The 18,231-nt window shown below is 55.8% G+C and carries 19 protein-coding genes and 1 tRNA gene; 3 read left to right on the top strand and 17 right to left on the bottom strand.

All coding sequences use genetic code 11. The features are described from left to right. Nucleotides 1–163 precede the first annotated feature (163 nt). The 10 genes from rlmH to RA157_RS05960 all read right to left on the bottom strand — a co-directional run bounded on the left by rlmH (nucleotide 164) and on the right by RA157_RS05960 (nucleotide 7,766). Entirely contained in the window at nucleotides 164–646 is a 483-nt protein-coding gene (rlmH, locus tag RA157_RS06005; protein ID WP_350335562.1) for a 23S rRNA (pseudouridine(1915)-N(3))-methyltransferase RlmH, read from the bottom strand. 11 nt (nucleotides 647–657) lie between these two features. Beyond that, nucleotides 658–1,011: a ribosome silencing factor gene (gene rsfS, locus RA157_RS06000; protein ID WP_434058490.1), complete on the bottom strand. Its 354-nt coding sequence runs from the start codon at nucleotides 1,009–1,011 to the stop codon at nucleotides 658–660. Nucleotides 1,012–1,174: 163 nt separating this feature from the next. Further along, nucleotides 1,175–1,795 (bottom strand): nicotinate-nucleotide adenylyltransferase, encoded by a 621-nt coding sequence (locus tag RA157_RS05995; RefSeq protein ID WP_350335560.1) that lies wholly within the window; start codon nucleotides 1,793–1,795, stop codon nucleotides 1,175–1,177. A gap of 15 nt (nucleotides 1,796–1,810) precedes the next feature. Beyond that, nucleotides 1,811–3,097, bottom strand: coding sequence for a glutamate-5-semialdehyde dehydrogenase (locus tag RA157_RS05990; protein ID WP_350335559.1), 1,287 nt, complete (start codon nucleotides 3,095–3,097; stop codon nucleotides 1,811–1,813). A gap of 22 nt (nucleotides 3,098–3,119) precedes the next feature. After that, on the bottom strand, nucleotides 3,120–4,238 hold the full coding sequence (gene proB / locus RA157_RS05985; RefSeq protein ID WP_350335558.1) for a glutamate 5-kinase: 1,119 nt from the start codon (nucleotides 4,236–4,238) through the stop codon (nucleotides 3,120–3,122). After that, on the bottom strand, nucleotides 4,235–5,284 hold the full coding sequence (gene obgE, locus RA157_RS05980) for a GTPase ObgE (RefSeq protein ID WP_350335557.1): 1,050 nt from the start codon (nucleotides 5,282–5,284) through the stop codon (nucleotides 4,235–4,237). The genes proB and obgE overlap by 4 nt, the downstream gene beginning before the upstream one ends. Nucleotides 5,285–5,410: 126 nt before the next feature. Next, nucleotides 5,411–6,019 carry a GNAT family N-acetyltransferase gene (locus RA157_RS05975; protein ID WP_350335556.1) on the bottom strand — a complete coding sequence of 203 codons (609 nt, stop codon included), beginning with the start codon at nucleotides 6,017–6,019 and terminating at the stop codon, nucleotides 5,411–5,413. 147 nt (nucleotides 6,020–6,166) lie between these two features. After that, nucleotides 6,167–6,436, bottom strand: coding sequence for a 50S ribosomal protein L27 (rpmA, locus tag RA157_RS05970; protein WP_350335555.1), 270 nt, complete (start codon nucleotides 6,434–6,436; stop codon nucleotides 6,167–6,169). A gap of 25 nt (nucleotides 6,437–6,461) precedes the next feature. Continuing rightward, complete coding sequence (locus RA157_RS05965) at nucleotides 6,462–7,073, bottom strand: 50S ribosomal protein L21 (protein ID WP_350335554.1); 612 nt, start codon at nucleotides 7,071–7,073, stop codon at nucleotides 6,462–6,464. A 165-nt stretch (nucleotides 7,074–7,238) separates the two neighbouring features. Beyond that, nucleotides 7,239–7,766: a gamma-glutamylcyclotransferase gene (locus RA157_RS05960; RefSeq protein ID WP_350335553.1), complete on the bottom strand. Its 528-nt coding sequence runs from the start codon at nucleotides 7,764–7,766 to the stop codon at nucleotides 7,239–7,241. A gap of 131 nt (nucleotides 7,767–7,897) precedes the next feature. Between RA157_RS05960 and RA157_RS05955 the strand changes: the two genes are divergently transcribed. Next, a tRNA-Ser gene (locus RA157_RS05955) sits at nucleotides 7,898–7,987 on the top strand. A 306-nt stretch (nucleotides 7,988–8,293) separates the two neighbouring features. On the opposite strand, the gene RA157_RS05950 is transcribed toward RA157_RS05955, so the two are convergent. Next, nucleotides 8,294–8,770, bottom strand: a complete 477-nt coding sequence (locus tag RA157_RS05950; RefSeq protein ID WP_350335552.1) for a hypothetical protein — start codon at nucleotides 8,768–8,770, stop codon at nucleotides 8,294–8,296. 617 nt (nucleotides 8,771–9,387) lie between these two features. Here RA157_RS05950 and RA157_RS05945 point away from each other — a divergent pair. Further along, the gene (locus tag RA157_RS05945; protein WP_350335551.1) at nucleotides 9,388–9,678 is read left to right on the top strand and encodes a hypothetical protein; all 291 of its coding nucleotides are present in this window, start codon (nucleotides 9,388–9,390) and stop codon (nucleotides 9,676–9,678) included. Between the two features lie 44 nt (nucleotides 9,679–9,722). On the opposite strand, the gene RA157_RS05940 is transcribed toward RA157_RS05945, so the two are convergent. Continuing rightward, nucleotides 9,723–10,223, bottom strand: a complete 501-nt coding sequence (locus tag RA157_RS05940; protein ID WP_350335550.1) for a TetR/AcrR family transcriptional regulator — start codon at nucleotides 10,221–10,223, stop codon at nucleotides 9,723–9,725. A 278-nt stretch (nucleotides 10,224–10,501) separates the two neighbouring features. Here RA157_RS05940 and RA157_RS05935 point away from each other — a divergent pair, with 278 nt between their 5' ends. Continuing rightward, nucleotides 10,502–10,978: a YHS domain-containing (seleno)protein gene (locus tag RA157_RS05935; protein ID WP_350335549.1), complete on the top strand. Its 477-nt coding sequence runs from the start codon at nucleotides 10,502–10,504 to the stop codon at nucleotides 10,976–10,978. Between the two features lie 97 nt (nucleotides 10,979–11,075). On the opposite strand, the gene RA157_RS05930 is transcribed toward RA157_RS05935, so the two are convergent. The 5 genes from RA157_RS05930 to RA157_RS05910 are packed head-to-tail and all read right to left on the bottom strand — an operon-like array spanning nucleotide 11,076 to nucleotide 18,199. Beyond that, the gene (locus tag RA157_RS05930; RefSeq protein ID WP_350335548.1) at nucleotides 11,076–12,119 is read right to left on the bottom strand and encodes a VOC family protein; all 1,044 of its coding nucleotides are present in this window, start codon (nucleotides 12,117–12,119) and stop codon (nucleotides 11,076–11,078) included. A 31-nt stretch (nucleotides 12,120–12,150) separates the two neighbouring features. Then, the gene (locus tag RA157_RS05925; RefSeq protein WP_350335547.1) at nucleotides 12,151–13,512 is read right to left on the bottom strand and encodes an aminotransferase class III-fold pyridoxal phosphate-dependent enzyme; all 1,362 of its coding nucleotides are present in this window, start codon (nucleotides 13,510–13,512) and stop codon (nucleotides 12,151–12,153) included. Between the two features lie 22 nt (nucleotides 13,513–13,534). Continuing rightward, nucleotides 13,535–14,638 carry a mandelate racemase/muconate lactonizing enzyme family protein gene (locus RA157_RS05920; protein WP_350335546.1) on the bottom strand — a complete coding sequence of 368 codons (1,104 nt, stop codon included), beginning with the start codon at nucleotides 14,636–14,638 and terminating at the stop codon, nucleotides 13,535–13,537. Continuing rightward, complete coding sequence (locus RA157_RS05915; protein WP_350335545.1) at nucleotides 14,638–15,750, bottom strand: mandelate racemase/muconate lactonizing enzyme family protein; 1,113 nt, start codon at nucleotides 15,748–15,750, stop codon at nucleotides 14,638–14,640. The genes RA157_RS05920 and RA157_RS05915 overlap by 1 nt, the downstream gene beginning before the upstream one ends. Before the next feature lie 13 nt (nucleotides 15,751–15,763). Next, the gene (locus RA157_RS05910; RefSeq protein WP_350335544.1) at nucleotides 15,764–18,199 is read right to left on the bottom strand and encodes an FAD-dependent oxidoreductase; all 2,436 of its coding nucleotides are present in this window, start codon (nucleotides 18,197–18,199) and stop codon (nucleotides 15,764–15,766) included. Nucleotides 18,200–18,231: the final 32 nt, after the last annotated feature.

The following is an 18,231-nucleotide window of genomic DNA, read 5'->3' as shown; positions in this document are numbered from 1 at the left end:
CAGGGTTGACCAGAATAATCCGGCCCAGTGTAGGTGCTGACCGTTAAGGGTTCGTTTACCATAACTGGCCCGAACCCTGTCCAATCAAAATCTTTCCACTGATGTCGTGTTTCAGGACAGCCAGGGCACCAAAGCGGTGAACAGCAAGCAGTGAGCGGGGTGTCTATTGGCGATGATAGGGGTGGCCAGACAGGATGGTTGTTGCCCTGTAGAGCTGTTCAGCCAGCAGCATGCGCACCAGCTGATGCGGCCAGGTCAGTTGCCCGAAGGCAAGTGTCGCGTGAGCCCGCTTGCGAAGTTCCCTGCCGTGACCATCGGCCCCGCCAATGGCAAAAACAACCGATGAGCAACCATCATCTCGCCAGTCTGACAGGCGGGTGGCGAAAGCCTGGCTATTTTCCTGTTTGCCGGTCTCATCAAGAACGACAAGACGTGCGCCATCGGGCAGCATTCCGATAAGCTGGTTGGCTTCATCGGCCTTGCGTTGCTCGGAAGTCTGGGCTCTTGATTCAGGGATTTCACGACAGTCAAAATCTGTCAAAGCCAGAGGCTTGCCGGTCTTTCGAGCGCGATCCAGATAGCGCTCCAAAAGATCCCTCTCGGGGCCGGTCTTCAACCGACCCACGGCATAAATCGATATCCGCACGGACCTGTCCGTCAGGCGTCAGAATTGTCGTCGATCTGCCACATCTTCTCGATGCCGTAAAATCCGCGGACTTCCGGTCTGAAAATGTGAATGATCAGGTCGCCTGTATCGATCAGAACCCAGTCGCAGCTTTGCAGACCCTCGACCTTGCAGGAGCCAAGGCCCTTGTCTTTCAGGTCGCGCAGCAGACGATCGGCAATCGCGCCCACATGGCGATGTGATCGTCCCGATGTGACAATCATGTAATCGCCAAGAGCTGATTTGCCCTGGATGTCGATTGAAACTGTGTCCTCGGCCTTGGAATCTTCCAGGCTTTCCAGGACGATCCGGAGGCAGTCCGCAGGATCGATTTCTGTGCGGAGCATCTCCACTGGAGCACCGTCTGTCGCGGCACCCTCACTCGGCATTGCCATAGTCAGGTTTTTTGCCTTTCACAAAGCGGGGCATGGCCCCATGGTTCATGGAAATCAATCGATTCCCAGTTGTTCAAAAGAACAGGTTAAAGATAAGCCTAGTATGATGACTGTTTCAAGACGTATTACGACCACCTCGCAAGTCTCTGATATCAGTTGAAGAAATCGGAATCTTGCGATCATGGAGGAATGTCCAGGCCGGAGTTTGCTGAGCAGCCAGTCTTGCCGCTGAGGTTTCCGCCTTTCGATACGCCCGAAGAGCTTGCGCTGTTCTACTGGACAATGCAGAGAATGTCGAGCCCGGTCGATCAATAATGGCAATCGGTACCTGGCGGGCAATGGATTGCCAGTCTTGCCATTTGTGAAATGTTGCCAGATTGTCCGCGCCCATAACCCAGACAAATCGGGCACGGGGGCATTTCTTGATCAGTGTTGCGATGGTTTCAGCGGTAAAGCGGCTTGTAAACCCGGCTTCAAGAGCGGTGACAATCAGTTTTGGATTCTGCCCGGCCAGATGACGGGCGGATCTGATCCGCTCCGTCAGTGGGCAGAGACCATCCAGTGTTTTCAGAGGATTGCCCGGTGTCACCATCCACCAGAGGCTGTCCAGGGCCAGCCGCCTGAGTGCAGTCTCAGCCACATGACGATGTCCATCATGGGGCGGATCAAAGGTGCCGCCATACAGGCCGATGGTCATCCCATCATGGGCGGGCGGGATCTGGTAGGGGTTGCTCATGGGCCGACGAGGCTTCTATGGCCTTGTCTGACCGGAGCCATCCACGCAATATTTGAAGCTCGTCAGCTGCTCGACACCGACCGGGCCGCGCGCATGCATGCGACCGGTGGCGATGCCGATTTCCGCACCCATACCGAATTCGCCGCCATCGGCAAACTGGGTTGAGGCATTGTGCATGACGATGGCTGAATCGACCTGCGCCTGGAAGGCATCTGCTGCCGCCTGATTGCCGGTGATGATCGATTCAGTATGGCTTGAACCATAACGCCCAATATGATCGATGGCGTCATCGAGATTATCCACCAGTTTGGCGGAGATGATGGAATCCAGATATTCCGTGCCCCAGTCCTCTTCCGTGGCCGCTTCGATATTCTCTCCGGCGGACTGGATATCCTGATCGCCCCTGATCGTGCACCCGGCCTGCTGCAGGGCTGAAAGGAGCGGTTCGAGGTGGGTTTCTGCGCACTCCCGGTCCACAAGAAGGGTCTCGGCTGCACCGCAGATGCCGGTCCGGCGCATTTTGGCATTGACCAGAACGTCCCGTGCCATGTCCAGGTCCGCATCCTTGTGAATGTAGACATGGCAGATGCCGTCCAGATGAGCAAAAACGGGCACGCGTGCCTCGGTCTGGACACGCTCCACCAGGCCGCGCCCGCCACGGGGAACGATTACATCCACATTGCCATTGAGGCCGCCAAGCATCAGGCCAACAGCAGCACGGTCTGTTGTCGGGATCATCTGAATGGCGTCTTCGGGCAGGTCTGCATCCTTCAGGCCGTCTGCCAGAGCGTTACGAATTGCGGTTGAGGAATGAAAGGAATCCGAACCACCGCGCAGGATAACCGCATTACCTGCCTTAAGGCAGAGTGCACCAGCATCGGCCGTTACATTGGGGCGGCTCTCATAGATAACGCCGATGACGCCCAAAGGCGTACGGACGCGGCGGATGTTGAGGCCGTTGGGGCGCTGCCATTCGTCTGTTACCGCGCCTACGGGATCATTCAGTGCGGCAATATCGTCAAGGCCCTTTGCCATCGCCTCGATACGCTCGTCGCTCAATGTGCCGCGATCAATAAAGGCTGCGGACACACCATTGTCCGTCATGCTGTCCACATCGCGGGCATTGGCTGTCAGAATGTCACTGGCCTGATTGCGAATGGCCGCGGCCATTGCCTTCAGCGCCCGGTTTTTCTGTTCGGTTGGCGCGATGGCGAGAACCCGGGCTGCAGCGCGCGCGCGCTTGCCCAGATCCAGCATGAGGTCGGTCGTGTTGTCACGCTCCAGTGCTGCAGCATCTGCCATCGTTTTACTCCAGATCCAGTTCTTACATTTCCCTGAGAACGAGGTCGTCGCGATGAATCATCTCCGCGCGCCCTGCATATCCCAGAATTTCCTCTATCTCGCGGCTGTTGCGACCGGCAATCCGGCGGGCGTCATCATGATCATAAGCGGCAAGGCCCAGCCCGATTTCCTGCCCGTTCAGATCGTTGATACCAATGGCATCGCCCCGAGAAAACGCCCCTTCCACCTTTCGGATTCCGGCGGGAAGAAGACTTTTGCCCGATTTGAGCGCGCGGCTGGCACCATCGTCAATTGTGATGGTTCCGTGTTTCTCGATATGGCCGGAAATCCATGCCTTGCGGGCATTGACTGGGGTCTCATGAGCGATAAACCAGGTGCAGCGCGCACCCTCCTGAATGGCCTTTACCGGATGGTATCTCTTGCCCGACGCAATGACCATGCTGGTGCCTGCGCTGGTGGCAATCTTGCCCGCATCCACCTTGGTTTTCATACCACCGCGTGACAGTTCCGATCCGGCTGCTCCAGCCATGGCTTCAATCTCGGGGGTGATCCGGTCGATAACCGGAATGAACTCCGCATCCGGATTGTCGTTTGGCGGAGCGGTGTACATGCCATCAATATCTGACAGCAGAATGAGGCAATCCGCTTCCATCATGGTGGCAACACGGGCCGCCAGGCGATCATTGTCTCCATAACGGATTTCGGAGGTGGCAACCGTGTCATTCTCGTTGACAATCGGCACTGCGCCCAGTTCGAGCATGGTCTTGATGGTCGAGCGGGCGTTGAGGTAACGGCGGCGTTCCTCTGTGTCGCCAAGGGTCAGGAGCACCTGACCAACTTTTATGTCGCGGCGTCCGAGAATTTCCGAGTAAGCCCGTCCAAGCTCAATCTGGCCAATTGCTGCCGCAGCCTGGCTTTCATCCAGCCGCAAGGCGCGGTTCGGCATCTGCATGACTGTGCGACCAAGGGCGATAGCTCCGGATGAAACAATCAGAACCTGGGCGCCCTGTCTGACAAGCCCTTCAATGTCATCTGCCAGAGCGGCCAGCCATGCGTCACGCAAACGCCCGCTGTCGCGGTCCACCAGCAGTGCCGAGCCGATCTTGATGACAATACGGCGGTAGTCGGACAGCGTTTTCATAGGGGGGACCATTCACCGTCATCTGATGCAGGGAGATTGTCCTCAATCTCTGCCTGACGGTCAGTCTCGATTGCTGACATGATGGCCCGGAGTGCTTCTGTGACGCCGGACCCTGTGGCGGATGACAGAAGAAGCGGCATTCTGCCAGTGGAGTCCAGAATAGCCTTGCGCTTCTCCTGGAGGTCTTCGTCTTCAACGGCATCCGTCTTTGTCAGGGCGATGATTTCGTCCTTGTCTTCAAGGCCTCCACCATATTCCAGCAACTCGTGACGAACCACGCGATAGGCTTCGGCCACATCGGCTTCTGTTGCATCAACCAGATGCAAAAGGACCCGGCAGCGCTCCACATGGCCGAGGAAACGGTCGCCGATGCCAACCCCTTCATGGGCTCCTTCGATGAGACCGGGAATATCAGCCAGCACGAATTCCCGTGCATCCACGCGGACAACACCGAGATTAGGGTGGAGTGTGGTGAAGGGATAATCGGCGATCTTCGGTTTGGCAGCGGTCGTTGCTGCGAGGAAGGTGGATTTGCCCGCGTTCGGGAGACCAACAAGACCGGCATCCGCGATCAGTTTCAGGCGCAGCCAGATCCACATATCCTGGCCCTGGAGGCCGGGATTGGCACGGCGCGGGGCCTGGTTGACCGAGGATTTGAAATGGGCATTGCCAAAGCCGCCATTGCCACCCTTGGCGAGACAGACACGCTGTCCGACTTCGGTCATGTCCGCGATTTCGACGTCCTCATTCTCTGTGAGAATCTGGGTGCCCACGGGCACTTTCAACACCACATCATCGCCTTTGGCACCATTGCGGTTCCGGCCCATGCCGTGCATGCCTGTCTTGGCCTTGAAATGCTGCTTGTAGCGATAATCGATAAGGGTATTCAGTCCCTGGACGCATTCGACCCAGACATCGCCGCCGCGGCCGCCATCGCCGCCATCCGGACCACCATACTCGATATATTTCTCACGGCGGAAGGAGACACTGCCGCCACCGCCATCACCTGAGCGAATATAGACCTTGGCCTGATCCAGAAATTTCATTTGTTTTGTCCGGTCTTATGGGAGTTTTCCCGAATGGTGCACCCTGATATGCGAGATGCAGCACGGTCTTGCAAGTTTTAACTCAAAAAGCAGGCGGAAGGAGTCCCTTCCGCCTCAATTCTCTCATCACGCGGCACCCTGCGCGCCCCAGGCCTTTAGGGACTGCCAGATCTTCCTGTCGAGGCGGAACCGGTCGACCGGAATCATGCCGGTATAAAACCGCGACTTGATCATGCCCGTCCCCGCATACTGGAAACCGCATTTCTCCACGACCCGGCGTGAGGCCACATTCGAGACACGGCAGCAGATGGTGAGGGCCTCCATTTCTGTTGTTTCGAAGGCATGGTCGATGATGGCATGTGCCGCTTCTGTACCAAAACCCTGATCCCAGTAGGGCTCGCCAAGCCAGTAACCCAGCTCCGGCGTGCCGCCATCCTCACTGCGTATGACGCTGATTGCACCAATGACTGTCTGGTCTTCCTTCAGTCTGATACAGAACGCGGCCTCACCGGGATTATCCTGATGATGTTTTATCCATCGCTCCGCATCCTCCTGGCGATAAGGATAGGGCATACGGGAGAGGTTCTTGGAAATGCGCGGATTGTTGGCCAGTTGTGCAATGGCGGCCACGTCCTCAAGGGTCGGGCGTGCCAGCACGAGACGGGCGGTCACGAGAATGTCGGTGTTGCGATCAAGCACAGAGGTCCGCAAATCTTCACAATCCAATCCACACATGGGTCTTCTCCTCGTACGTGCCCGTCTGATCCGTCCTCCTCCCGCCCGGGCACGAAAAAGGGGAGATGGTGTCCCATCTCCCCTAATCGGTTTTCACCTTATTTCCCCGGGTCGATGAGACGCCGGTGAAACTTATTTATCCGGCGTTTATTCTGCGGCTTCCGCTACTGGCATTACGGACACATAGGTGCGGCCGTTGGCTTTGGTCTGGAATTTCACGGAGCCATTTGTGGTAGCAAAAATGGTGTGATCCTTACCAAGGCCTACATTGGAGCCTGGGTGCCACTTCGTGCCGCGCTGGCGCACGATGATGTTGCCGGCTACGACCTGCTCGCCGCCGAACTTTTTCACGCCGAGACGGCGGCCTGCTGAATCGCGACCGTTACGGGATGAGCCGCCTGCCTTTTTATGAGCCATGACTTAGTCTCCTCGTCTCTTGATCTTACTTGCCGGCCAGTTCTTTGGCCTGGGCGATCCAGTCATCACGTTCAATACGACCTTTGAAGTTCAGAACTTCATCGACCTTAGCGATATCATCGGCAGAGAAGTTGACGATCTGTTCGAACTTCGTGATGCCGAGAGCGTTCAGTTTGCCTTCCAGAACCGGGCCGACGCCAGAGATCTTTTTCAGATCATCCTTGTCACCTTCCGGAGCGGTGAAGAGCGGAGCGGCAGCGTCGGCCGGAGCTTCTGCTTTTGCTTCTTTCTTCGGAGCGGCTTTCTTGGCGCTCGTTTTCTTACCATCGGTCAGGATCTCGGTGATCTTGACTGTGGTCAGGTACTGGCGGTGGCCGTTGCGGCGACGTGAATTCTGCCGACGGCGCTTTTTGAAGATGATGATCTTGCGGCCGCGACCCTGGTTGACGATTTCGGCAGCAACGCTTGCGCCTTCAACAACCGGAGCGCCGATAACCGGAGCACCTTCACCACCAACGAGAAGAACCTGGTCGAATGTGACGGTATCGCCGACATTGCCTTCGATCTTCTCGATCTTCAATTCATCATTCTCAGCGACATTGTACTGCTTGCCGCCGGTTTTGATGACTGCGAACATCGTTTTATCCTTCCGTGTTCTGGCCTGGCTTCAATGAGCCAAACTTCTTTCAGTCGGTTTGTTTGTGGAACATGACCTCGTCCCCAACAGAGAGGCCAACACAATAAGGCGCAGGGATTCCACCTACGCCAAGTCGTGTGCACTATAGTTTGAGACCTTACCAAGTCAAGCGAAAGATGCGCTCTTTCTGGCGTTTATTTGCCGATTTGCTTCTTCAACAATAGCAGGCCAATGATCTTCAACCTCCTCGCGGGGGATGCGACCATAAAGATCCATCAAAAGAACCGCTTCAATCAGAGCTCTGTCCTTGTCTGTGGTGTGCCAGTTTTCGATCTGCCAGGCCCGTTCCTCGCAAGCCAGAAGTTCGGTGGCGATAAAGCAGCGTGCGCCCTGTTCCGCACCATTGCAGTCAACACAGATGGGCAGCAGGTCATACTCAATGCTCTCGAAGAACTGGATGCGGTCCACTTCTGTTTCATTGAGGCCTGAAACCAGCAGCCCGGGTGCGTTGGCACCATCCCGTTCTGCGAGAACAGGATATGCCTCCTGCTTCTCCCGCAACACCGCATGGCCTGGATAGACGGCTTCTGTCCTGGCGAAACTGTCCAGCGGTTGACCGACAACAATCTCGAAGATGTCGGGGTCTTTCATGGTGCCAAAGAAGAACAGGGGCAGATTGCTGTGTGTATCCAACTCTCAAACGCTCCACAGAATGGTCAGTAAAATACCTGACGAACACCCATGCCGCATCTGAAACGTCTTGTCTACTCGGAAAGTCCTGTGTTATGTCCCGCCAGCATTGGATCGCGCGCGATTCAACCCGTGGAGAGGTGCCGGAGTGGTCGAACGGGGCGGTCTCGAAAACCGTTGTGCCTTTACGGGTACCCAGGGTTCGAATCCCTGTCTCTCCGCCATTGTTTCGCTCACGGCAGTTTCGCTTTGCTCAACGCCTCCGCGGGGGCGACCTGACCGGTCGGCGGCCAGTCGGCCTTGCGAACCATCAGGGTTCGAAATGTCTCCGTGATGCTCCGCCATTTTCTAGAGCTATGACGCACCAAGCGAGTACGGAGCTCGGAGCCTTTAAACACGCACTTTATCGCTCATATTAAGCATTCATGACTGTCGATTTGGGTAGATTATAAGCACTTCATGTTGGAATAGGAAAATAGCTCCATCATGGAATGACGTGAGAGCTCTCGTGGCAAGAGATGTATGGTCGATTACCATGTAATCAAGTTTGTCTGACACTTATGACTGGAGAAATCAGGCCGTTCAAACAGTTCATTCAGTAATGCACCGGTGCCGATACTACTAACATCAATGTCCCAGTTGGCAGATCCTGATTCTGAAACGAGCCTTTGATAGAGATACGGATCATCCTTCTTTCGTGTTAGTCCAACGTCTGCGCGCCAAGCATACCAGTAATCCTGCTGACTTGTCGGTCCTAGAGCCCATCCATAGACCGTTGAACTGGTTATATATATTGCCCACATTTCATCCCTTATAAGCGGAGTCCCATCAACAAATTTGGGAACAGCTATCGGTTTGAAATAAGATCGGCTCAGATCAAAAACAGCCTCATATCCTAGGTTCAAACCATTTTCCAGTGTCACGCATTTGCGGTATTTGGCGTTAAAGGCAGTGAACAACCAACCAACTAAAATCAATATCAACAACAAACAGGCCGCGGCTGCCATGTACAGATGACCGGTTACCTCGTCTCTTTCTATGCCCGATTTACTGCAATTATTCATGTATATGTCTTATCTAAATCTGCTTGTTGCAGCATCTGCATATATGTGTCCTCCGGCAAGATCCAAATGGCGATAGAATTCAAACAGAATTCAAGGCCAACGCAATTCTTGCCGTGGTATCTAGTGGATTTGATGGAGTTGCCGTGAGGCCAAAGAAATGGTCTGGGTGACTCTTCTTCCACTTCCACGGAAAACTTATCCAGCGTATTCAAAATCGCCTCCCAATTCTCAAGCTTCTTGAAGCAATTGTCGAAAAGGTTCGGATTATCTCCTGGGAGGTCCGCCATTGTTTGCCTAATCTCACGACAATTCGCTTCGCTCATGCCTCCGATGGGGCGCGCTGACCGCGCGGCGTTCGTTCGAGCTTCCAAACCCGTGGGGTTCGGAGTTGGGACCTGATTGGCCGTTATGTCTTCACCGAGTGCTTCCGCGAGAATGCTCTGCTGTTGAGGCGTTGGCGACAAAAATCTGCCGTTTTGAAGGGTGATGTGGAGACCGCGTGATGTGCAGGTGGAGTTTTGGCGGGCTTGGTGAAGATGCTTGGATATGGGGCCTCTGGGATGTGGTTGGCCCTTTCAGCCATTGTGATTGTTGGTCTTGCTCTTAATGCGGCGGGCCTGGTTCTTGTAAACATTGCCATGGCGATTGTTTTTGCAGGTTGTTCTGCTTTTCTTGCCTGGCGCGTACGGGTTGTCGAAAACCTGCTTTGCGGGCATCCGGGTGGCCCGGAGATGCGCCGTTTTCTTATCGTTGAAGCTTTCTCGGCACTCGCAATGCTGCTTGTTGGTTTCCTGCTTCTGATGATGGCGTCGTTCCGTGTCTTTTCGGAGGGTTATCCAGTCTTTGGATAGTGCCAGCCAGACTCTTTGATTGAGTGTTTGAGCCAGGCCTGAAACTATATTGCCCGGGCTTCAACGCGCTTGCCGATATATAATTGTGTGAGACGTGCGGCTTCGGCTCGACGGTCATCGGGATCCGTGTTTTCTTCGATCAGTGCTTTCTCGAAGGCGGATCTTAAACGGTCCAGCTGAACTGATACGGCCTGACGTATATCCTTATCAGTTCCGGCCGCACCGGCTGCTGAACAACAGAGCAAGCAGCCGCGTGTCTCATCTGCAGGTGCCATGTCAAAAAACCGTCTGATGCGTTCTTGTCCGGAACAGTCCGACTGGGACAGTATGGCGATACCCGGGTCGACAAACAGTGTGACATATCGCTCAAACGCTTTGAGAAAGAGCAGCTTTTTCGAGCCGAACTCCTGATATAAAGACCCGCGCTGAATACCCATGGCCTTCTGCAGGTCAGACAGGCTCGCCAGGTCATAGCCGTCCCGCCAGAATACATGCATGGCAGCATCGAGTGCAGCTTCTGGATCAAATGAATACGGGCGTGCCATGGTTGCTTTCTGTTTGAAGTCGACGTTTGCCGGATGAACGCAAGACGATGAGGCATCGCGCGTTCATCGCTGTTTTTACCCGATTATGACCAATCGATCAACAATTCACGAAAGCGTGTTCATGCAGTTATTGACCGATTGGTCATCAATGCCTACCTTGGCTTTGTCATTCGGGACATCTCACTACGAGGCACGATAAATAGCCTGCCCGGGCTGAGATGTTCACCGCAGATTTTTAACCAACGAAGAAACCACGATCTTGAAACGGAGATAACAGCATGAAAAAGACACTTGTTGCACTGGGCCTCGCCGTTGCCTTTACCGCATCTGCTCCTGCTCTGGCTTATGACATCACCTCAACTGCGCCGGTGAATGTCACTGCAGCCAAGATTGCTCTTCAGAGCCATGACCCTGTCGCCTATTTCACTGTGGGCAAGCCGGTTCTGGGTTCCGAGAAATATTCTGCTGAGCATGAAGGTGCGATCTACCGTTTCTCATCTGCAGACAACCTGGCAAAGTTCAAAGCTGATCCGGCTAAATATGCGCCTCAGCACGGCGGTTTCTGCCGCATGGGTGCCGCACTCGGCCTGAAGCTTGACGGCGACCCAAGCCTGTTCCGCGTCGACAACGGCAGACTGTCTGTTTACTCCTATCCGGCTGCCCTGAAAGGCTTTAGCGCTGATGTTGCCGGTAATGGTGCAAAGGCTGATAGCAAATGGCCTGGCATCAAGAACAAGGCACCAAAAGACCTGTAAGGGCGGATTGCCTGCCAAAGAATGATGAATGCAGACAGGCGGCCTTTTGAGGCCGCCTGTTTTGTTATGCGGTGTTGCCAGGGCTTTGCGTCTCTCATCAGGATGATGAGCTGATCATTGTGTCAAGCAGCGGTGAGAGCATCAGCCAGACGCCGAAGAAAAGCCAGGTTCCCATAATCGCCCAATAGAGAACGGGCCTGGCCTGCCTGTCCACCGGTTCGAAAAGGTCGATATAACCGGATGTAAGCGCCGGTCTTGCCCAGAGAATAAAGAGAATCCCCCAGATGAACTGCAGATCAAAGAGTGCAGCGAGCCAGATAATGGCAAGGCCTATAAGGGCTTTCCAGGCTATGTCACCCGTTTTCCCGGGCTCAGCCTGGCGGACATTCTCTTCCTTGTCTGGTGTCGATTGACCTGTTGGTCGCACCATAAAATGGGCTCCCTGGCGATCGGTAACGAGCAGGCGCCCGTCTGTCAGATCTACTGAGAGCTCACCATCACGTGCGCGGAGTCGGGTTAGTGTTTCCTCGGTGGAGCGTACCGTGAAGCATGGCATCCAATAGCGATATTTGCCTCTGATCGTCTCCGGTACTTCCTCCACCTGTGCAATCACAGAGCCATCCGGGTGTCTGATGTCGTGGACTGTCCAGGGCTGTTCGGCGCTTCGGGTGAACGTCCAGCCAAACAGGTCATTGTAGAACGGCTCGATAAGATCAAGGCTCGGGACGTGATGATAGCGGCCTTCCACTGAGCCGGGGCCGTGGAGCTGTGGTGTGATATCCGGCCCCTCATAGAGTGTGAAACCGGCTCCTGACGGGTCGCGCACCAAAGCGATACGCGCGTCAGAGCTGAAGGCCTGGGGCTCCACTTCAATGATGACACCATCATGCAGGCGGGCTTTTGCCACTGTCGCTTCCAGGTCGTCCACGTGAACATAGGACATCCAGAAGGATGGCATATTGATCTTTGCCAGCTGTGGCGGCATGGGAAAGAGGGCGGCCACCTCCTGTCCCCTCAAGGTCGCAAAGGCATAGTCGCCATCGCGTTGGAAGGTCCAGGAGAACAGCTGCGCATAATCAGCCTGCGCAGCCTCTAAGTCATAGGTGGACAGGTCCGTCCAGAGAAAGTGCCCGATAGTCATGGGATCATTATCTATGACGCGTTAGCCGATGTCAGCCCGTATAATATGCGTCCGCCAGATCCAGCATCCGGTCCAGCACGTCGACGGCAAAGTCGAGATCCTCTCTGGAAATGTTCAGAGGTGGCGTGAGGCGAATGACATTGGAGAAGCTTGAGAGATAAAGACCTTCTTTCATGGCAAAACCCATCAATTCGGTCATGGGTGCTGCAGCGTCGCCCTTGGCGGCGAATGGCACATAGGGTTCCCGCGTCTTGCGGTCTTTCACCAACTCAAGCCCAAGGAACAGACCCTTGCCACGGATTTCACCGATGCTGGGGTGTTTTTCGGCCAGTGTTGCGAGTTTCTGGGACAGATAAGCACCGCTTTCTGAAGCTCGTTCCACAATATTCTCGTCCCGATAGGCCTTGATAGAGGCAATACCTGTGGCACAGGCCAGCGGGTGACCCGCATAGGTCAGCCCACCGGGGAACTGATGAGATTTCAGCCAGTTCGCAATCGGTTCTGAAACAGTCATGGCCCCGAGCGGTACATAGCCGGAATTGAGGCCCTTGGCGGTGACCAGAATGTCAGGCACCACATCCCAGTGATCGCAGGCAAACCATTTCCCGGTGCGTCCGAACCCGGCCATCACTTCATCGAGGATGAGCAGGATGCCGTGTTTGTCGCAAACCTCGCGAATAGACCGGAGATAGCCATCCGGCGGCACAAGAATGCCATTGGTGCCGACAATTGTCTCAAGAATGACAGCGGCGACCGTGTTAGGGTTCTCATACATGAGAAGCTCTTCCAGATGCGGCCCCCCGGCATAGAGCGCGTCCGAGCCGCTGCCGTCACTTTCGCGTCTGTAAGGATAAGCATCCAGCATGCGGATGATGCCCGGCAGGCTGTCACCCAGATGATGGCGGGGGTCGCCTGTCGCATTCAGTGCGCCGGAGGTCGCGCCATGATAGGAGCGATAGCGGGCGACAATCTTCTGACGGCCCGTATAGTGTTTGGCCAGCCGCATGGCGTTTTCGTTGGCAGCGGCCCCTCCGGTGGTGAAGAAGGTGGAGGTCAGGTTGCCCGGTGTTACCTCTGCCATCAGATGCGCCAGCTCGGAGCGGGCGTCATTGCCCATGGCCGGGCCGATATAACAGAGCCTGTCAGCCTGATCCTTGATTGCCTGAATGATGGCCGGATGCTGATGGCCGAGATTCATATTGACCAGCTGTGACTGGAAATCGAGAAAGCGCTTGCCATCCGTATCCCAGAACCAACTGCCTTCAGCGCCTGCAATGACCCGGGGCTTCTTGCCCTGGACAGACCAACTCTGGATGTAGTGGTCCACGTGCATATCCTGAATCCAGGCGGGATCCTGATTGTGGGTGAGGGGGTGGATGCTGGCGGGTTCCATTGCGGACCTCCTTCAGTCAGCGTCAGGACAGGGACAGGATTGGGGTGCCCAGTACATCGGTATCCGGTGTGATGCCAAGACCGGGGCGCTCGGACGGTTTCAGCATGGCGTTGTCGCGCTGTGGACCATCTGATGCGATATGCGGGGTGACATAACCGGACAGATCGCATGTGTTGAGAACCAGATGAGGGGCGGTGGACACCGCCATATGGGCGATTGCTGCGGTGGTGATGTCAGACCCCCAGGTGTCTTCGATGACCATCATAACGCCAAAATCGGTACAGAGGTCGCGAGCCCTGCGCAGAGCGCTGATGCCGCCGAACTTGGATAGTTTCAGTGCGACCACATCCATGCAGCCAAGTGATCGGGCTTTCAGAAGAGAGCTGGTATCGTGGCCGGATTCATCAATTTTCATGGCAAGGCCGGTGACTTTGCGGACTTCTGCACATTCTTCAAGGGTCCTGCACGGCTGTTCCAGCATGATATCATCATCCCGGACGGCCTGTCCGACCCGGATTGCGTTGAATGTTGTGGAGCCGCAGTTCCAGTCTCCATAAACAATGGGGCCTGGGCCGACTGCTTCTCTCACAGCTTTCAGACGTTCAACATCTGTACTCCAGCCGCCAGACGCGCCGAGTTTGACCTGAAACTGGCGGATACCCTGCTGGTAAGCGGTGCGGGCAATCGCTGCCATGTGGTCCGGTGCAATGCAGGTAATGGAATGATAAAGCGGTGCGGCTTCCGCCCGCCGTCCGCCGAGTAACCGGTAAAGCGGCAACCCTGCAGCTTTTGCGGTGAGATCCCACAAAGCCATGTCGAGCGCCGACTTGGCATAGACATGTCCTTGCAGATGGGCATCACAACGAGCCATCAGAGCATCCGGGCCTACGGGATCTGATCCGATCAATATCGGAGCAAGCTCCTGGATGGCTGGTGCAACACCTTTTGCATAGGCAGGTAAGTAATGGGGGATCGGGCAGACCTCGCCCCAGCCTTCAAGACCGGTATCGGTTGTCAGCCGTATGACGATGCTTTCAACCGTATCACAGGTCTTGCCATCCGCCATATAGTAGGTTTCAAGGCTGGTGAGTGGAACTGAATAGAGATCAATTGCGGTCAGATGCATCACACAGCTCCATAAACGGCGACAGGTTCCCCGAGCCAGTCGAGATCAGGCTCGACGTCAAGGCCTGGCTTGTCAGGCAGAACGACTTTGCCGTCTCTGTTTCTTGCGCCCTGATCTGGTGCAGGATCGTCTATCAGATGAGCATGGGCAAGCCAGGATGCGAGGCGATTTTCGGCCTTCGTTGAAAGGGCGAGATGCATGGCAGCAGTATCAGCCAGCACTGTGCCGCCAACATCTTCAATATGCATCCGCCATCCGACAGAGGTGCAGAAATCGCGAACCTGTCGGGATTTCGTCAATCCCCCCAGGCGGTTGGGCTTGACCTTGACTCCTTCGCAGGCCCCATATCGCCACCCGTCCAGATGGTCCTGCAGGGAGTGCATGCATTCATCCAGCATGATCGGCTGCGTGGTGTGCTGACGAACGTGGCGACACTGGTCGAAGGTTTCGCAGGGTTGTTCAAACCAGCCACGAGCGGATGCGCTGTTCATGACTTCGATGGCGACCGCCGGGGTCCAGGCCCGGTTGATATCATAGGTGACGAACTCGTCCGGCTGCAGAGCGGCCTCGATGGCTTCAATCCGGTCGATATCGGTTTGCGGGTGGCCTCCGCCCAGTTTTGCCGAATGAGTGCGATAACCTTTGGCGCGGGCCTCTTCAATCAGGCTGACCATTTCATCCGGAGTGCCGGTGGAGATGGAGCTGTTGACATCGATATGGTCGCCATCAGCCCCGCCGAGAAGCGTGTAGACAGGCAGTTCTGCGTGCTTTCCGAGAAGATCCCAAAGGGCAATGTCGATGGGTGATTTGATGTAAGGGTGTCCGGGGAGAACAACATCCATCATCTGGTTGAGGCGGTCTATTGCGGTGGCCTGCTGGCCGAGAAGCTGAGGTGCCAGGAGCTCAAGGCCTGCGCGGATGCCACCGCCAAATGCGGGAAGATAGGTGTGACCCCAGGGGCATCCCTCTCCCCAGCCAGAGAGCCCGGTGTCTGTCTCAATCCGCAGAATTGTTGAATCAAGCGCCTCAAATTTCAGGCGGCCACCTGACAGCCAATAGGGCTTTGAGAGGGGCAGGGTTTTTTGCCAGACAGTGATGCGCTTGATCTTCATTGTTTCGCCTCGATCAACCATCTGCCCTGGGTTTCAGGCTTTCCGGATCGTAGGCTGGTTCTCCTAGAACACGAGCTCTGCGCTCCTGACCCATGATAACGACTGCCAGCTCTGTGCCCGGTGTCGCTGTTTCTGGTTTCATATAGGCGAAAGCGAGGATTGATCCGACGGTATGCCCATAGGCGACGGAGGCCGTTGTGCCGACGACCTTGCCGTCTTTCAGAACAGCTTCACCACCGTGACCGTCTTCCTCGCCATCAGCCTCAATTGAGAGATAGGCGCAGACCCAGGGCAGGTCCTCATCCAGCGAGGCCTGCGTTTCCGCCTTGCCGAGGAAGTCTCCCTTGTCCATTTTCACGAAGCGCATCACATCGGCTTCCGGCAGGGTTACCTCGTTTGTCAGCTCGCCCGCGCCTTTGAACATTTTCTCCATGCGCATAGCGTTCATGGCAAAGGAGCCGTAATCGGCGATGCCATGGCCTTCTCCAGAAGCCCAAAGGGCATCATAGATGTCCAGCACAACGTCGCGGGGACCGTGGATCTCCCATCCCAGTTCCCCGGCATAGGACATGCGGAAGGCCCAGACCTTATGCCCGGCAATGGCAATTTCCTGTGCCGTCAGCCAGCGGAAGCTTGCATTGTCCAGACTGGCATCCGTATTGGCGGCGAGAACAGCACGGGATTGTGGCCCCTGCAGCGCCAGCGCTGACCAATCATCGGAGCGCTTGATCACCTGAATATCCTCACGCTCGCGGTTGAAGGTGAGGTGATCCAGAAGGCGCTGCTCGAAGAAGGCGGCGCAGACCAGATAGAAGCGGTCATCGCCCAGTTTGACGATGGTCAGTTCAATTTCGATCCGGCCCCGGCGGTTCAGCAGATGGGTGAGTACAATGCCGCCGGTCTTCTTCGGCAGCTTGTTGGCCACAAGGCGGTCCAGAAACGCCTCTGCATCGGGGCCCGTAACTTCAACCTTGGTGAAGGCGGAGATATCCATGATGCCGACGGCTTCGCGCACCGCTTTCACCTCTGCTGCCACCATGTCGTGGACCACATTGCGGCGGAAGGAATAGTGGTCTTCCTGTGTAACGCCGTCTTTTGCGAACCAGCGCGGGCGTTCGTGGCCGTAGACCTCCTCGTAAACGGCACCCTTGTCCTTCAGGCGCTCATAAAGCGGGCTTGGTTTGATAGGTCGCCCGGCCAGGCGGTTGAAATGCGGGAAGGGGATTTCGTGGCGGAGACAATAATCTTCCTTCGCTTTGATGACCTGCCAGTCTTTGGTGGCGTAATCACCGAAGCGACGCGGATCAAATTCACGCATTGAGATATTGGCTGAGCCGTGGACCATCCACTGGGCAAGCTCACGGGTGAGACCTGGCCCCCAGCCGATGCCAATCTGTGTTCCGCAGCAGCACCAGTAGTTTTTGACACCAGGAGCAGGACCAATCAGAGGGTTGCCGTCGGGTGGATGGGAAATCGCGCCGTGGACTTCGCGCTTGATCCCGAGGTTGGCGAAGATCGGCATGCGATCCATGGAGTTTTCAAGCCATGGCATGATGCGATCATAGTCTGCTTCAAACAGCTCGTTTTCCGCTTCCCATGGGCAGTGATCTTCCCAGACCGTGTTGGGATTTTCTTTCTCGTAAATGCCGATAAGACCGGATTTCTGCTCCATGCGGATATAGCCGGAGACAAGCTTGTCATCCCTGATGACGGGCAGCTCGTAATCCAGATCCTGAAACTCGGGCACCGTATCGGTGACAAAATAATGGTGGGTCATGGAGGTCATCGGCAGTTGAAGGCCGGACCATTCTCCCATCTGGCGGGCATAGGTGCCGCCTGCATTCACCACATGTTCGCAGATGATGTCGCCCTGTTCGGTGGAGACTTTCCACTCACCAGACGGTAGCTGCTTGATGTCAGTGGCGCGACAGCGACGGATAATCCTGGCGCCCAGTTTCCGGGCCCCGATAGCCATGGCCTGGGTAACACCTGAGGGATCCACATGGCCGTCATCGGGTGTGTGAAGTGCGCCCTGTACGCCATCGAGATTATAAAACGGGTGTAGTTCACGGATGCGCTCCGGTCCGACCAGCTCGATATTGAATCCCAGAGACCGGCCAACACTGAGCGTGTGACGCAGCCAGTCCATTTCATCATCCGTATAGGCCAGCCGGAACGAGCCGCAGCCGTGCCAGGTCACCGATTGCCCCGTTTCCTCTTCCAGTTTGCCTGCGTAAAGGCCGATATTGTAATCAACACATTTACCGAGGCCGAAACTGGATGTGGAATGTGTGATCTGGCCTGCCGCATGCCAGGTCGAACCCGATGTGAGCTCTGCTTTTTCGAGAAGCACAATATCGGTCCAGCCCTCATGGGCCAGATGATAGGCCAGACCGCAGCCCATGACCCCACCGCCGACAATCACCACGCGTGCATGTGAAGGAACCATCGTCGTCATCCTGTGTTTCCCGGCAGGCAATC

It is taken from the genome of Coralliovum pocilloporae, from assembly GCF_030845175.1.
GTDB classification, from domain to species: Bacteria; Pseudomonadota; Alphaproteobacteria; order Rhizobiales; family Cohaesibacteraceae; genus Coralliovum; species Coralliovum pocilloporae.
Note: the sequence above shows the minus strand (reverse complement) of the source record. Positions and strands in the feature narration are given on the sequence as shown.